This window comes from Neobacillus sp. DHD-1R, assembly GCF_057747995.1.
In genome coordinates this window covers 754,837-769,989 of sequence record NZ_CM173232.1, presented here as the reverse complement: position 1 = coordinate 769,989, position 15,153 = coordinate 754,837, and the positions used below count along the sequence as shown (strand labels likewise).

Below are 15,153 nucleotides of genomic sequence, written 5' to 3'. Positions count from 1 at the left end.
CTTTCTTTTTTTAATGCTTCGTCATTTTAAGTGAGCTTTCTAACCATGAAAACAAGGTATTATCGCTTTCTTTTTTAGTATTGTTTTGTATATCGTCTTTGTCTTTGCAATCGTCTTTGTCTTTATCCTTTTGCTGCTCTACTTTTTTATCTTTGCAATCTTCTTTGTCTTTTTGATTGTTAATGACATCGACGGTGGTGCTTCCCACGACTAGAACACCATCCACCATTGCACGGAAGACTAACAGTTCTTTTGATTCATCCCAAACAAAGTCTTCTCGATCAAATTTAAATTGACCTTTTTTCGCTTGGTTTTCTAAACCCTTGCTATCGTTAAGAGCGTTGACGTTATTAATAGTAGCGGTTGCTAAATCGACTTTATCGAAACTGTACCCTTTCGGTAATGTCGCCCTAACCGTAAACTCTCCCTTGTTGCCATTGATGACTTTTGGAGTCACTTCAATTGTAGCTTGAATGTAGGTAGAGACTGTTTTTTCCACAACTGTTTTTAAGCCTGCATTATCGATAGCCGTTATTTTAATGGTATTCACACCTGGTTTGTCTAACGTAATTTTTCCAGTTGTGTTTTTCACTCCATTTACTTCAACAAAGCTTTCTTTGATGCCGGAAAGATTATCTGCTGCTTGATAAGTAAGGTTTAAACTTGTTCCAAGGGCATATTCCGTTGGGAAATCTGCTTTAATAGTTGGTGCCGTTTTATCCACTTTTACATTAACTGTGTTTTTGTCCTCTGTATTTCCAGCGTTGTCGACACTGTTAAAGGCCACGGAATGGATACCTTCTGATGCGATTGTGAAGCTTGTGCCCTCGGTGAGAACAGCTCCATCGATAGAGTAGTAGGTGGCTTTCACACCGCTTAACTCATCACTTGAAGTAAGATCAACGTTCACATCATCTGTGTACCATTTATCCTCGACATTACTTACTGTGACTGGACCGGTTTTATCTGTTTTTATTTCAACCGTGTACTTGTCTTCGATATTTCCAGCATTATCCACACTATAAAAAGTAACCTTATGGGTGCCTTCTTTTTCAATCGTAAAACTTGTACCTTCGCTGAAGTCAGCTCCATCGATCGAATAGTAGGTGGTTTTTACGCCACTTAGGTCGTCTGTTGCTGTCAGTTCAACGTTCACTGCTTCGTTGTACCATTGATCTTTCACATTGCTTACAGTGACCGGAGCGGTTTGGTCTACTTTTACGTCTACTGTGTTTTGATTTTCAATATTACCAGCCTTGTCGACACTATAAAAAGTAACTGTATGGGTGCCTTCTTTTTCGATTGTGAAGCTTGTGCCTTCGCTTTTTTCAGCTCCATCGATTGAATAGTAGGTGGTTTTTACGCCGCTTAGGTCGTCTGTTGCTGTCAGTTCAACGTTCACTGCTTCGTTGTACCATTGATCTTTTACATTGCTTACCGTAACTGGAGCCGTTTTATCAACTTTTACTTCTACTGTGTTTTTGTCTTCAATATTGCCTGCATTATCAACACTGTAAAAAGTAACTGTATGGGTGCCCTCTTTTTCGATCATGAAGCTTGTGCCTTCGCTTTTTTCAGCTCCATCGATTGAATAGTAGGTTGTTTTTAAGCCGCTTAGGTCGTCCGTTGCTGTTAACTCCACGTTCACTGCATTTGTATACCATTGTTCCTTGACATTACTTACAGTAGTTGGAGCGGTTTTATCTACTTTTACTTCTACTGTGTTTTTGTCTTCAATATTGCCTGCATTATCAACACTGTAAAAAGTAACTGTATGGGTGCCCTCTTTTTCGATCGTGAAGCTTGTGCCTTCGCTGAAGTCAGCTCCATCGATAGAATAGTAGGTTGTTTTCACACCGCTTAGATCGTCTGTTGCTGTCAACTCAACATTCACTGTTTCGTTATACCATTGATCTTTAACATCGCTTACAGTAACTGGGGCTGTTTTATCTACAACTACTTCAATCGTTTGCTTTTCTTCATAGTTACCGGCCTTGTCGATACTATAGAAAGTAACTGTATTGACTCCTGCTTGATCGACCGCAAAGCTTGTACCTTCCTTATAGTCAGAACCGTTTACGGAATAGTAGGTTGTAAGAACTCCAGAGAGATCATCCTCTGCTGTTAATTCCACCAAACTTTGATTTTTTATATCGGCAGTGGTTTTTGGTGCTTGATTATCAATTTTCACTTCAACTGTTTTTACTTCCTCAACATTGCCCACATTGTCAACGCTATAGAAGGCAACAGTGTGAATGCCTGCTTGATCAATTGTGAAGGCTGACCCTTCGACAAAAGCTGCGTTATCAACAGAATAATAGCTTGCTTTCACTCCAGAAAGATTATCGACTGCTGTTAATTCTAAATTAACTTCATGGTTGTTATACCAATATGCACTCGCATTAAGGATAGTTTCCGATGCTTGTTTATCGATTTTCACATCTACTGTTTTAATTTCTTCAATGTTTCCAGCATTATCAACACTGTAAAAAGAAACAGTGTTAACGCCTTCTTGATCAATTGTTAGCTGTGTTCCTTCTACGAACTCTGAATGGTTAATAGAATAGTAGGTGCTTTTGACTCCGCTTAAATCGTCGGTTGCACTTAGTTTGACAGTAACATCCTCTTTTGACCACTTACCATCGGTATCACTCACGGTAACTGGTGCCGTTACATCGGAAGGTTGAGCGACTCCAACATTTACATCAACGGTTGCATAGTCAATCGACTCTACTCCATCCTTTGTAACTGGTACGATTAAGTACTCGTGAGTGCCATCTTCTTCAGGAGTATCGACTGTAATGGTTGGATCAGTTGTCGTTCCAACTAAAACACGTTCTCCGTTTACTTCTTTGTAGACATTGTATTTGTCTGCTTCAGCCACTGGTTCCCAGGTAAGTTGAACAGAATCGCCTTTTACTTCTGGTGCGCTTGGTTTTGGTGCCGGAAGCGCTGGAGATACTTCTGCCACGACAACATTCGAATAAGCTGATTTTCCGAAACGGTCGGATTTGGCGATGACAGTGTATTCGTGTTTTCCTTGTTCTAACCCCTTAACAGAGTAACCCGTTTTCGTCGTAGTACCAATTAATGTTGGTTCTCCATTTACTAATTTATAAACTTCGTATTCGGTCGCATAAGGTACAGAACCCCAGCTAATGATGCCACTGTTCCCAGTATCCATTGTTAAAATAGCTCTCGGAGCAGTCATTTCTGGGAAATCAACCGTTACATTGTATGACTTTGGTGCGGATTCACCAAACCGATCACTAACCGAAACAATTTCGTACGTATAATCTCCTTCAGGAAGGTTGCTGATATAGCTTGAACGGCTTGTAGTAGTCGCAATCAATTCCTTTTGTCCATCTTTCACTTGATAGACTTTATAGTTATTTGCATATTGGATGGAAGACCACGTGAGCATTAGATCATTTCCATTATAAAAAAAAGAATTTATTTGATTTGGCGGCAGCATTTCAGGGTAAACAATCGTAACAGTGATTTTGCTTCCTTCTTTCGCTTCACCAAATCTTGAACTATAGGATGTTACTTCATACTCAATTTGTCCTTCTGGGATATTTGCTATATATTGTCTTGTATTTATTGTGTTTGCAATAAATTTTCTTTTCCCATCCACTAATTGATAGACATTATAGGAATCCGCAAATGCTACTTCCTTCCAGCTTAGTGTCGTATTATTTACATCATAAATATATGAAGATAAACTTCCAGGCCCAGCCATTACAGGGTAAACAACATTTAGTTGAAGGGAACTGGCCTTTGATTCTCCATATTTATCATTAAACGAAGTCACTTCATAATTATGCTGTCCCTCTGAAACATTGAGAAATGTTTTACTTAACGTAGTTGTTGTAGCCAGCAATTCCCTTTGGCCATTTTTTACTTCGTATATTTTATAGCTATTTGTAAACTCAGTCGCACTCCATTTTAACGCTACATCATTCCCGTTCACGATATTAGATGTGAATCCATTGGGTGGCTGCATTTCGGGATATTTAATGACTACGTCTAGAGATGTAGATAAGGCAGACTCTCCTGCACTATTTACAGCCGTTACTGCATACGTATGAGTTCCTGCTGCAACAGTTTGAAAATAGCGATTTAAATTCGAGGTTTGACTCAATTGTACCTTTTCCTCACCATTTATTTCATATATCCGATAAACCGTTGCACCGCTTACTGCATCCCATCTTAAGATAACATTATCAACACCATCAAGAGAGAAGCGTAAATTAACAGGCGCCGGTAAAGTACTTGCGGCAAATGCTTGCGTGATCGGTGAAAATAATTGCAATAATAAAACCATTAAAACGAAGAAAGACAGCTTCTTCTTTATTTTATGCATACCTTGATCCTCCTACAATTCTCTGAAAAAAAGTAATAGATAGCTTAAAAAGAAGTCCCTCCTTACAAGAGACTTCTTTTTTAATTAGATTAACTAGTTATTAACCACGAAGAAGCTGTAATACACCTTGAGGCTGTTGATTAGCTTGTGCAAGCATAGATTGTGCTGCTTGTGATAGAATGTTATTTTTCGTGAATTGCATCATTTCATTAGCCATATCCACATCTCTTAAACGAGATTCAGCAGCCGTTAAGTTTTCAGAAGAAGTTCCAAGGCTATTAATGGTATGCTCTAAACGGTTTTGAATTGCCCCTAATTTAGAACGCTCAGAAGATACACTACTAATTGCACCATCTAATACCTTTAATGCATTTTCAGCACCAACTTCACTCATAAGGGAGATATTAACACCGTTTGTCTTAAGACCTAAAGCTACAGAATCCATTGCGTTAATACCAATTTCTAATGTTTGTCCTGAGTTTGATCCAACATGGATGGAAACTGTATTATTAGCTGAACCTACTGTAATGGTAGATGTAGCACCAGTTGTAATGGTATCCTTAAAGGATAATTGTAAATTAGATACTTTAACAACAGAGTTTGATCTAACTGCAATCTTTCCATCACCAGCACCGGCAGCACCGTCTCCATTGATATCAACTGAAGCAATATAGTCATCCTTGTTTCCTGCAACTTGAATTTGTTCAAGTCCACCATTTGTTCCGCCATTCATTTCTGTATTAAAGGTAGAACGAGCAATGCCTTCTGAAGAAGAAGCATTGATTGTTAATGAACTGATATCATTAGCGGCACCTGATTGACCTGTAATCACAAGTGAATCTAAAGTAGAAGCTGCTTGGTCTAGACCCAACGCATCTACGTCAGCAGGTGCGGCACCACCAACTGTATCCATTGATACATTGGCAGCCCCTAATGTATTTTTAACAGAAGACATAAAGTCATCTAACGTGCTTTCAGCCGTTACAACATATACTGAATTTTTCACTTCACCGCCAACAACTCCGGAAAGCGTGATTTCATCGCCTACTTGAAGGCCATAATTGTTCGTACCATCACCAAGATCAGTAAGTTTAGTTGCGCCCGTAACCTGAGCAGGAGCTGCGCCACTGTGGTCCTGTAAAGTACCTGTTTGCCAAATGGCTGCTGTTGCAGCTGTTAAAGGTCCGGTAGTTTTAACCGTTGTTGTTCCAGCAGCAGCTGTTGCAGAAGCTACTACATTATCAACAGAACCGCCAGTTGATTGAGCAAATTTAGCAGTTTTAGAGATATCACCATTTAAAATTTTAAAGCTGTTAAACTCTGTATCACTAGCTACACGATCGATTTCGTCGATTAATTGGTTAACTTCTGTTTGGATATTTTGTTTATCTTGAGTTGTTGAAGTTCCGTTTGCTGCTTGGTTTGCTAGTTCACGAACACGTTGTAAGATGCTGTGTGTTTCGTTCATGGCACCTTCTGCTGTTTGGATTAAAGAAATCCCATCTTGTGCATTACGTGATGCTTGATCTAAGCCGCGGATTTGTGCTCTCATTTTTTCAGAGATTGCTAGACCAGTTGCATCATCAGCAGCACGGTTGATTCGTAAACCTGAAGATAATTTTTCTAGGTTTTTGGATGCTGCAGCTGAGTTAGAACTTAATTGATGATAGGCATTTAATGCGGAAATGTTGTGATTGATTCTCATTTTTAATATTCCTCCTAGTCATTTATGTATCTTGTTTTCTTGTCTTTCTACTATTAATTAACGGCCGTTTTTCTAGATTGGAGAGGGAATTTAGCGCTTTTTTTATTTATATTTGTTTTTTTATAAAGCTATTTTATTAAACTTTGGTCATTTACCAGCCTATCTTAGGTAGATGTATGTCTCGTTATATGAAAACCTAACTTCTTTTTATTGCCCTTTTTGATTGCTTAGCCCTTTATCAACCACTTTGATCAAGTTATCAACCGTTTTTGGGATTTTATCAACCGCCTCGGCCAACTTATCAACAACTCCCTTCTCCTACCCCTCACTAATAAGCTAAAAAGCCTGGCTCAGAGATCCCTTTGGTTACCTTTTTTGAATGCCTGATCCTTTATCAACCGATTTTCGAATGGTATCAACCGATTTGACCAACTTATCAACCACTTTTCATTTTTATCAACAGATTCGGCCAACTTATCAACCGTTTCCCCCCACTTATCAACCGCGCCCCATTCCCACCACAACCAAACCACACACAAAAAAAGCACCCCGAAACTTATTCGGAGTACTTACCGTAAAAAATCCACCAACGTTTGCTGGATCGCCTTCGCACCGGAAGACAAGGCTGCATTTAGAATCGTTTGTTGGGTTGTAAAATTCGTAATAATCTCTGCCAAATCCGCATCTTCTGTTTTCGACAGCATCGTTTTGGTTGAAAGCTCGGTTTGGTCTAAGCGATTGACCATCATTTCTAATTGATTCACATTGGAGCCGACAATCGAGCGGTGAGCGAGGAGATTGTTCATTTGCTTGTCCAAATGGTCTAAATACTGTTGTGGGTCATTGCCCGCTTCCAGTTCCGTCGCGATTTTTTCAACAGTATCAGCCAGGTTTAATCCCCCTGCTTGGAAATTAAAAATGTCTGCTCCATTAACATTGACCTTCATATAAATGCCCTGACCGACATTCCAAGAAAGAGGATCATTATTTGTACTTACAAACCCACCATTTTCAAATGGTGCCGTATCCGTAGCGGTTCCAGCAAACAAATAGCGGTCGCCCAGCTTGGCATTGGCGATATCGCCGATATTTCCCTTTAACGACTTTAATTCCATCGCAATTGTTTCTAACGAATCTTGGTTATTTACACCATTGCTGCCTTGAACCGTGAGTTCCCTCACTTTTTGCATGACTTGTGTTAAATCATCGAGCGCACGATCAGTAGTTTCAAGCCAATTTAAGCCATCTTCAGCGTTACGTTTGAATTGGTCTGTTTCCGTTAACGCAGACCGATAGGACATTATTTGTACCGATTTTACAGGATCATCAGACACTTTATTAATCGCTTTGCCGGACGCGATTTGTTCCTGATAACGACTCAGCGCACGGTAATTCGTTTGAATATTCCTAACCGCCTGCGTACTTAACATGTTTTGCGTGATTCGCAACCTGCTCACCTCCTTAGATACCCACTCTTCCAGTTCCATTAATTAATTTATCCAGCACTTCATCCATCACGGAAATATATCGTGATGCCGCATTATAGGATTGCTGGAATTTAACCATGTTCGTCATTTCTTCATCAATCGAAACCCCTGATACAGACTGTCTTTGGCTCTCTGCTTGCTGCACTAAAATTTCCGTGTTATTTTCCATCTGATTGGCTTCTTGTGTTTTAATCCCGATATCGCCAACAATCGTCCGATAAAAATTATTCAGGGTCGTTGATTGACTGGAAAAAGCGACACTATTGAATTTTAAATTATTCAGGGCATTGGCATTCCCGGCATCACTGACATTGGCCTGCCGCGCGGCTGCAATTTTATTTAAGGATGCAACAATCAGCGGATTAACCGTTATTTCACCCGCGGTTCCAGGACCGTTTGTACTCCCCTTTGCTACAAAAAAAGGAATCTGGTCAAGGACTGCGGTCGGGTCCGTTTTTCGATTTTGAATGTCATCTAAATTCATCGCACTTGGATCACGATGAATTTGATTTACTTCCCGGCTAAACACGGTCACTAGCTCATTGATTTTCGCTATAAAGGACGGGATATCCTGGGTTAACGACTCGACCATTCCGGCGATTTCGCCTGATTTCAATGAAACACTGTTCCCGCCCACTGAAAGTTGATTGCTGTTAGGATCAAATGAAACCGAGTAATTTTTATCGCCGGCCACTACATACTCTTGTCCTACTAAAATATTAACCATTCCATTGGCGACTGGCTGTACCTGAATGTCCGCCATTTTAGAAATTTTATCAACGAGCAAATCCCGTTGATCCAATAAATCGTTCGGCTGCTGTCCACTCGCGGTGATTTTAGCAATTTGCAAGTTCAATTCACTTACTTGCTTCGTGATATTATTCATCTCTTGCATTTTAGTGGTTAGTTGATTTTGCAAGTCTGTGCTTAACTGATCCATAGAATCAGAGACTTGATTAAAGCGGCCAGCTAAAGCATTGGCATTCGAAAGCAGGGCGGCACGTGCTGCTAAACTTTCCGGTTCTTTCGATAAATCCTCCCACGATTGCCAAAAACGATCAAAACTGGCTTGTATTCCATTATCACCTGGCTCATTTAACGTTTCTTCTATCTTCGAAAGCGTATCGTGCTTTACATTCCAATACCCTTGTTGCTCATTTTGACTGCGAAACTGCCCATCTAAAAAAGAATCGCGAATTCGATTAATTTCTATTGTTTCGACGCCTGTGCCGATCTGCAAGGGACCGTTTCCTACATTCATACCTGGGTAAGAAAGTGGATTCGTGGCTTGTGTAATCGCGTTTTGCCTTGTATACCCTTCTGTATTGGCATTGGCGATATTATGTCCGGTTACACTCAATGCCGTTTGCTGTGCAAAAATAGCTCGTTTTCCAATTTCAAGCCCGTGAAATGTAGAATGCATGTCGTTCCCTCCTTACTGTATGGTTGAAGTTTCTACACCTTTGCATCAAAGAAACTCCTTGATTGGTTATGGTCTCTCGGGTACTTTTTCGAAGCTGAATAGGTGATGGATGGTTCTTGCGGCTGTGTGAATAAGGCCAGCATACTATTGACATAGACGAGTGATTTTTCGATTAGCTGTTGGTTTAATTCATGCTGGTCTACTAATTCCTTTAATCTCGCTTTTAATTCGCTTTGAAGGAATGACAGTTCTTCCTTTTCTTTGGCCGAAGAGCTGTTATCAATAATCTCAGTTAAGGATAGAGATTGATAGGAGAGCGTTTCGGCTTGTCTTTTTTCCTCTAGCAATCCAATCTCCTTCAATAAAGCAGATTCCTTTGGAAAAATCGACAGCAAACCTTCAGGATCGCCCTTTATAATGGCTGCTTGTTTTTCTTGACCCACTGCCAATAATTTTTCATATACCAAGATCATCTCTTGTAATATGGCCTTTAGCGGTTCATAGGTGGTCATTCTTCCGTCCCTCTGCTCCAGTTAGCCAGCAATTTTTCAGCAATCTTTTCACTATCGACTTTGTAGGTGCCATTTTGAATTTGTTCTTTTAATGCTTGAATGCGTTGTTCTCTTTCCACACTTATTTTTTCCTGTGCCGCTTGAGAGAACTCTACTTTATCTACTTGTACTTTTTTACTAATCTCCTGAGGCTGTATTTTACTAATATTATTTTTATAGGATTGCAGGCCTTGTAATCGACTCACGTCATTAATTTTCATCAGTCTTTCCCCTTTCTCCTCCTAAATCTCCGTATCAAAGTGTATCTATTAGTTATTATCGACATTTTACCAAGAAGTGTTTAGCTCTAAAAGTCTTTTCATTATTGGATTATAGTGGTAAATTTACCATATTACCAAATGATGAGGGGAGTTCCTATTGATTACCACTTATTTCGCTGCTGGATTATGTGTAATTATCGTATTTATTATTTTATTAAGTTTTAGATTCAGGAAAAAAAATACCGTTGAGCCAACAAAGAAAAATAGACGAAACGCCTTTCGTCTTAGCTTATGGGAGCATGAGTGCCGGTTTATGATCCCTTCTTCACCTGACAAGATTCTTTATGGTACGATTCGGGATATTAGTATTTCTGGGATCAGACTTATTACGTATGAAGATTTAACCGGTGTGGATGAACTCAATTTGTTTTTTGAAATAGGGGAACCTTTCGCCTTTGCGGGAAAAATCGAAAGACGAAGAAGACTCGCCAACGGATTGTACGACTTCGGCGTCCACTTTGTAGGATTAGACGAAAAGACTGAACAAAAACTATTTAAAATCCTCTGGGATAAAAGCAGAGAGAAAGTCGTTTTGTAAGAAAACAAAAATGCTTGTCAAAAATGACAGGCAAATAATCAGCCGTTGAGAAGGTTGCTCTTTAACCTTCTCGACGGTTTTTTTTACCCGCATAAGTTACATATTTTTTCCAAACAATAAATAGTGCTATTAAATCGGCAAAGGAGGGATTTGTATTCAAAAAAATTTATCCTCTTTCGAATTGATTTTAATCGTTATGTTAAGTACCGGTTTATTAAACCACGTTTTTATCATTCCCGTTTTATTAGAAATTTCTGGAAGGGACTCGTGGATCAGTATCATACTCTCGTTTTTTCTGTATTTAATTTGGATGTTACTTATCACATGGCTAATGAAAAAATTAAACGGGGAGGATATTAAAATATGGCTTGAAAAAAGAAGCGGAAAATGGCTTACAAAAATATTCCTTTTGGTAATAGTTTTTCTATTACTTGTTCTGGTAACAGTTACTCTTAGCGAGACGCTTACCTTTATTAACTTCTATTTGCCTACCACTCCGCGGTTGGTAGTAACTATTTTACTAAGCTCTTTATGTATTTACGGAGCACTCAAAGGGCTAAAATCTATTGCGATGATTTCTGGTATTTTATTACCTATTGTTGTCCTTTTAGGTTTTTTTATCATGACTGCAAACATACCTAACAAAAACCTTACTTTATTAAAACCCTTTCTTGAATATGGAATTAAACCGATCATCAACGGAACTATATATAATCTTTCAGGATTAATGGAAGTATTTTTTCTCCTTTTTATACAGAATCAAGTAAAAAATAAATTAAATGTAAAATTTTTTGTTATTTTAGGGTTGATTCTTTCAGTTCTTACATTAGGACCAACAATTGGTGCACTGACTGAATTTTCACCAAATAAAGCTGCACTAATGAGGTTTCCTGCATATGAAGAGTGGCGCTTATTGACGATTGGACGCTACATTGAACATGTGGATTTTTTGGCTGTATTTCAATGGCTTTCTGGTGCATATATCCGAATAAGCTTTTTTATGCACCTGGCTTTTAGGCTGTTAAATTTCGAGAAAATACTGGTTGAATTCGGTTACAAGGTATTCCTTGTCCTTTTTATTATTGTTTTCTCCAACCTTCCAATATCTGATGATGATTACTTTACAATCATGAAGAGATTCGTCCTTCCCGGTACGTTTTTTGTTATTTTAGGGATTTCCCTGATTTTTTCACTTATAGCTTTTTTGCCTAAAAACGAAAAAGTAGAGCAAACTTAAAACATTAGAATTCTAAAGTTAAATACGAGGGGACAAAATGGAAAAAAAGGTTTGGGTAGTCATAATCATTTCAACATTTTTTCTAAGCGGCTGTTGGGATTTTAAGCAGATTGAAAAACAGATTTACTTTAATGCACTTGGTATCGACTATGTTGACCATAAATTTATAATGTATGGCCAGGTAATAAGCTTTGAAAATATTGCAAAACAAGAAGGAGTAAGTCAGCGGGTCCCTCCAACAATCGATGTCGTAAAAGGTCAGGGGGAAACAATCGATGACGCTGGCTTTGATTTTTACCCTGCGGCTCCACAAAGAATATCTTGGGATCATGTCACTTCCATTGTGTATTCTAAACGACTACTGAATAGCAACATGTTAAACGAGGTTAACGACTTCCTTTCCAGGTTTCTGCAATTACGAAATACAGCTTGGACCTTTGGGACAGAATTGCCAATTGAGGACATTCTCTTTAATGCACCTATATTGAAAACCAGTCCTTTATTTTCGCAACTTAATACTCCCGACGATATTACAAAGCAATTATCACGATATAAACCAATCAGGCTTTTTCAACTAGACGCTTTAAATTTTGAACCTGCTACTAAAATGGAAATCCCTTTTCTCTCTATTTCTAAACGAAGATGGATGGAAGAGAAAAAGCCATATCCACTCTTAATTGTAAATAAAATTGGATTTGAAAATAGGAAAGGAAAATTTGTAACTATCCCCATCGATGATATGGTTGGATATGAATTCTTTAAGAAACGAGGTTTACGAAACAAATTAAAATTAAAAAAAGATGGGAAACCACTTGCTGTCGGTTCAATCATTCATATTAAATCCAAAATCATTCCTACATCCTTAAAGCCAGGAAAAATACAAGCGAATCTAAAAGTTAAAATGGACTATCAAATTATTGAGTTAAAAGAGGATATTAATAATCGTGAGCTTGCAAAGCTCTCGAAACAGGAAGTCACAAAACAAATTAAGCAAGTTGTAAAAATGAGCAGCGATAACAATATAGATTTGTTAGGGATTTCAGACATTATTTATCGAATTAATCCAAAGTTTTGGGAAAGGGTGAATAAAGACGGAATGATTCCAATGGATATGGTAGACATTAATAAAATTGATATTAACTGCCATATAATAAATACAGGTGAATTAAAGAAACAAACGTTTGAATCCAAGCTTCACAAGTAGGTAACCAAGCGGTTCCATAGGAATGGGGATGGGGGGTGAGTGATGATGAACAATAAAAAGAACAAAAATTCACCTGTCAATCCTATGTTTATAAAGGAAAGTTTTAAAGGGTGCAGTGATGTTATCTTTCTAGAAAAGAAAGTGGGCACTATTCCTATACTTATTATTTTTCAAGAAGTATTATCAAACCAAAAAGCTCTTTATGAGATTGTTCTGCCTGAACTTGCTAAGATAAATGAAAGGGTGGGAATAACCCAAGAATCTTTAGTAAAAGAAAGCAAATTTCCAATAGAACTACTCCCGCTTGAAGGTATCGAAAACGAATTATTAAGTGCCGTCTTCTCGGGAGATTTTGTTTTACTTTTTGAAAACTTAGATATAGTCTTCAAGATCTCATTTCCAAATCCTCCGAAAAGATCAATTGAGGAACCAAGCTCAGAAGTCTCCATAAAAGGGCCAAAGGAAGGTTTCATTGAAGATATTTCAACCAATGTGGCTCTTATTCGAAAAAGACTGAGAACAAACACCCTTAAATATGAAGGTTTTGAAATAGGAGAAAGAACGAAGACGAAGATCGGGTTATTATATATATCTGATATGGTAAATTTGGACATTCTAAGTAATATCCGATCCGGTCTAAGCAATATTAAAACAGATGGATTATTGACGAATGCAGACATCGAAGAGTTAATCATGAAGAGGAAATCTCTTCTTATTCCACATTTTGGTTATACTGGTCGTCCAGATTATGCAGCGGATATTCTTCTATCAGGGAGATTTATTATTATCATTGATGGAATTCCAACTATTTTAGTTGCTCCTGTTACGCTATCTTTTTTAATACGAACCTCCGAGGATAATTTCACACTCACTGTTCAAAGCTTTTTTAGTATTATTTTTAGGTATTGTGGTCTTTTAATATCCTTACTCTTGCCCGGGCTTTGGACAGCACTATTAGCGTTTCACCCTGACCAATTGCCTTATACAATGCTAGCAACCATCTTACTATCAAGGCTGGGAGTCCCCTTTCAACTGCCAATTGAAGTTTTTATTATGATTTTCTTATTCGATATATTTAAAGAAGCAAGCCTTAGAATGCCCAGTCCACTTGGCCAGACACTCTCAGTGGTAGGCGGGCTTATTATTGGACAGGCTGCGATAAGCGCAGGGTTAACGGCACCAGGGGTTTTAGTAGTCATTGCTGTGTCAGTTGTAGCTTCTTTTACGATTATCAATCAGGAGCTAAGCATTGCAATTAGAGTATTACGCCTCTTTAATGTGCTTTTTTCTTCACTTTTTGGGCTAATAGGTTTCTTTGTTTCTTCTTTCGCCATTTTGACCTATTTAGTAAATATAAATTCATTTGGAGTGCCTTTTTTAAGCCCATTTAGTCCCTTAGACTCTAAAAAGGTTTTTTCAGCGCTTGGCCACATACCCAAATACCTAAAAGGCAAGATCACAAATATCGGTCCAGAGAAAAAGTAATAAAATCTCCTAAAGCATTAACAAGGGTATCGAAATCATGACGATTTGATACCCTCTTGTAATGGTTTATACGTTATCTTTTTAACTAGCTTCTAATAATCCCATTCGCAATCCCCATCATTTGGTCGGCAAACGAAATCGACCTTGAATTAAATTGAAAACCACGCTGGGTTGTAATCATATCGGTCACTTCTTTACTCATATCCACATTAGAGGATTCGATCGCGCCTTGCTGGATGGTCGAGCGGGTATTAGCGAGAATTTCCGCGCCGGCTCCTGTAAAGCGGAAGACATTCCCGCCTTCATTCACCAATTTTTGCGGATCAACGAAATCGACAATCCCAATTTGTTGAGTAGAGTTTGCAATCACTCCGGCCTTATTCACCGAAAAATCGCTGTTGTTTCTCATTTCGACGGGTTGGTTGTTTTTGTCTAATAAAAAGTACCCTTCCGCGTTGACTAAGCGATAGGTCCCATTGTTCGTTGGACTTTTCTGAAACGAACCATTTCTGGTAAAGAATGTTTCATTGGTGCCGCCCTGCTGTTTTCCCACTTGAAAAAAGCCTTGTCCTGTAATCATTAAGTCCAAGGGATTATCAGTTGCTTTCGTCATTCCTTGATCTAAGATCATTTGCGTTCCGTTCAAATGAACACCAAAACCGGCCCGAATTCCGTTCGGTGTCAGCCGGCCCATTTCGCGATTCGTTGCTTTTTGGTTTTCAATCGATATCGCTAAGTTTTCCTCGAAGGACGCCTCTCTTCGTTTGAAGCCAGCTGTTTCGCTATTAGCCAGATTATTGGAAATCGTATCCAGCTTTTTTTGATAGGAGTTTAAGCCACTCGTGGCAATGTAAAGCGAACTATTCATGTGTTACT

Annotated in this window: 11 protein-coding genes; 4 read left to right on the top strand and 7 right to left on the bottom strand. The window is 38.6% G+C overall.

Annotated features, from left to right (window positions below; genetic code table 11):
* Positions 1-10 precede the first annotated feature (10 nt).
* The 6 genes from AC3ANL_RS03675 to flgM all read right to left on the bottom strand — a co-directional run bounded on the left by AC3ANL_RS03675 (position 11) and on the right by flgM (position 9,753).
* Complete coding sequence (locus tag AC3ANL_RS03675) at positions 11-4,366, bottom strand: OmpL47-type beta-barrel domain-containing protein (protein WP_488327916.1); 4,356 nt, start codon at positions 4,364-4,366, stop codon at positions 11-13.
* A gap of 100 nt (positions 4,367-4,466) precedes the next feature.
* On the bottom strand, positions 4,467-6,071 hold the full coding sequence (locus AC3ANL_RS03670) for a flagellin N-terminal helical domain-containing protein (protein ID WP_488327915.1): 1,605 nt from the start codon (positions 6,069-6,071) through the stop codon (positions 4,467-4,469).
* 569 nt (positions 6,072-6,640) lie between these two features.
* The gene (gene flgL / locus AC3ANL_RS03665) at positions 6,641-7,519 is read right to left on the bottom strand and encodes a flagellar hook-associated protein FlgL (RefSeq protein ID WP_488327914.1); all 879 of its coding nucleotides are present in this window, start codon (positions 7,517-7,519) and stop codon (positions 6,641-6,643) included.
* Between the two features lie 13 nt (positions 7,520-7,532).
* Positions 7,533-8,981 (bottom strand): flagellar hook-associated protein FlgK, encoded by a 1,449-nt coding sequence (gene flgK / locus AC3ANL_RS03660; protein WP_488327913.1) that lies wholly within the window; start codon positions 8,979-8,981, stop codon positions 7,533-7,535.
* Between the two features lie 32 nt (positions 8,982-9,013).
* On the bottom strand, positions 9,014-9,493 hold the full coding sequence (locus AC3ANL_RS03655; RefSeq protein WP_488327912.1) for a flagellar protein FlgN: 480 nt from the start codon (positions 9,491-9,493) through the stop codon (positions 9,014-9,016).
* Positions 9,490-9,753, bottom strand: coding sequence for a flagellar biosynthesis anti-sigma factor FlgM (flgM, locus tag AC3ANL_RS03650; RefSeq protein ID WP_488327911.1), 264 nt, complete (start codon positions 9,751-9,753; stop codon positions 9,490-9,492). Before flgM ends, AC3ANL_RS03655 begins: the two co-directional genes overlap by 4 nt.
* 157 nt (positions 9,754-9,910) lie before the next feature.
* Here flgM and AC3ANL_RS03645 point away from each other — a divergent pair, with 157 nt between their 5' ends.
* The 4 genes from AC3ANL_RS03645 (at position 9,911) to AC3ANL_RS03630 (ending at position 14,277) form a co-directional block, all read left to right on the top strand.
* Positions 9,911-10,351 (top strand): PilZ domain-containing protein, encoded by a 441-nt coding sequence (locus AC3ANL_RS03645; RefSeq protein ID WP_488327910.1) that lies wholly within the window; start codon positions 9,911-9,913, stop codon positions 10,349-10,351.
* 196 nt (positions 10,352-10,547) lie between these two features.
* A complete protein-coding gene (locus tag AC3ANL_RS03640) occupies positions 10,548-11,588 on the top strand; it encodes an endospore germination permease (protein WP_488327909.1) in 1,041 nt (346 codons plus the stop codon).
* Positions 11,589-11,625: 37 nt separating this feature from the next.
* Entirely contained in the window at positions 11,626-12,792 is a 1,167-nt protein-coding gene (locus AC3ANL_RS03635) for a Ger(x)C family spore germination protein (RefSeq protein ID WP_488327908.1), read from the top strand.
* A gap of 42 nt (positions 12,793-12,834) precedes the next feature.
* Positions 12,835-14,277: a spore germination protein gene (locus tag AC3ANL_RS03630; RefSeq protein WP_488327907.1), complete on the top strand. Its 1,443-nt coding sequence runs from the start codon at positions 12,835-12,837 to the stop codon at positions 14,275-14,277.
* 85 nt (positions 14,278-14,362) lie between these two features.
* On the opposite strand, the gene AC3ANL_RS03625 is transcribed toward AC3ANL_RS03630, so the two are convergent.
* Entirely contained in the window at positions 14,363-15,145 is a 783-nt protein-coding gene (locus tag AC3ANL_RS03625; RefSeq protein WP_488327906.1) for a flagellar hook-basal body protein, read from the bottom strand.
* Positions 15,146-15,153: the final 8 nt, after the last annotated feature.

What these genes read in the sequence shown, in the direction of transcription:
- AC3ANL_RS03675 (WP_488327916.1), bottom strand. Translation starts at nt 4,366, where the DNA reads ATGCATAAAATAAAGAAGAAGCTGTCTTTCTTCGTTTTAATGGTTTTA.
- AC3ANL_RS03670 (WP_488327915.1), bottom strand. Translation starts at nt 6,071, where the DNA reads ATGAGAATCAATCACAACATTTCCGCATTAAATGCCTATCATCAATTA.
- flgK (WP_488327913.1), bottom strand. Translation starts at nt 8,981, where the DNA reads ATGCATTCTACATTTCACGGGCTTGAAATTGGAAAACGAGCTATTTTT.
- AC3ANL_RS03655 (WP_488327912.1), bottom strand. Translation starts at nt 9,493, where the DNA reads ATGACCACCTATGAACCGCTAAAGGCCATATTACAAGAGATGATCTTG.
- flgM (WP_488327911.1), bottom strand. Translation starts at nt 9,753, where the DNA reads ATGAAAATTAATGACGTGAGTCGATTACAAGGCCTGCAATCCTATAAA.
- AC3ANL_RS03640 (WP_488327909.1), top strand. Translation starts at nt 10,548, where the DNA reads ATGTTAAGTACCGGTTTATTAAACCACGTTTTTATCATTCCCGTTTTA.
- AC3ANL_RS03635 (WP_488327908.1), top strand. Translation starts at nt 11,626, where the DNA reads ATGGAAAAAAAGGTTTGGGTAGTCATAATCATTTCAACATTTTTTCTA.
- AC3ANL_RS03630 (WP_488327907.1), top strand. Translation starts at nt 12,835, where the DNA reads ATGATGAACAATAAAAAGAACAAAAATTCACCTGTCAATCCTATGTTT.
- AC3ANL_RS03625 (WP_488327906.1), bottom strand. Translation starts at nt 15,145, where the DNA reads ATGAATAGTTCGCTTTACATTGCCACGAGTGGCTTAAACTCCTATCAA.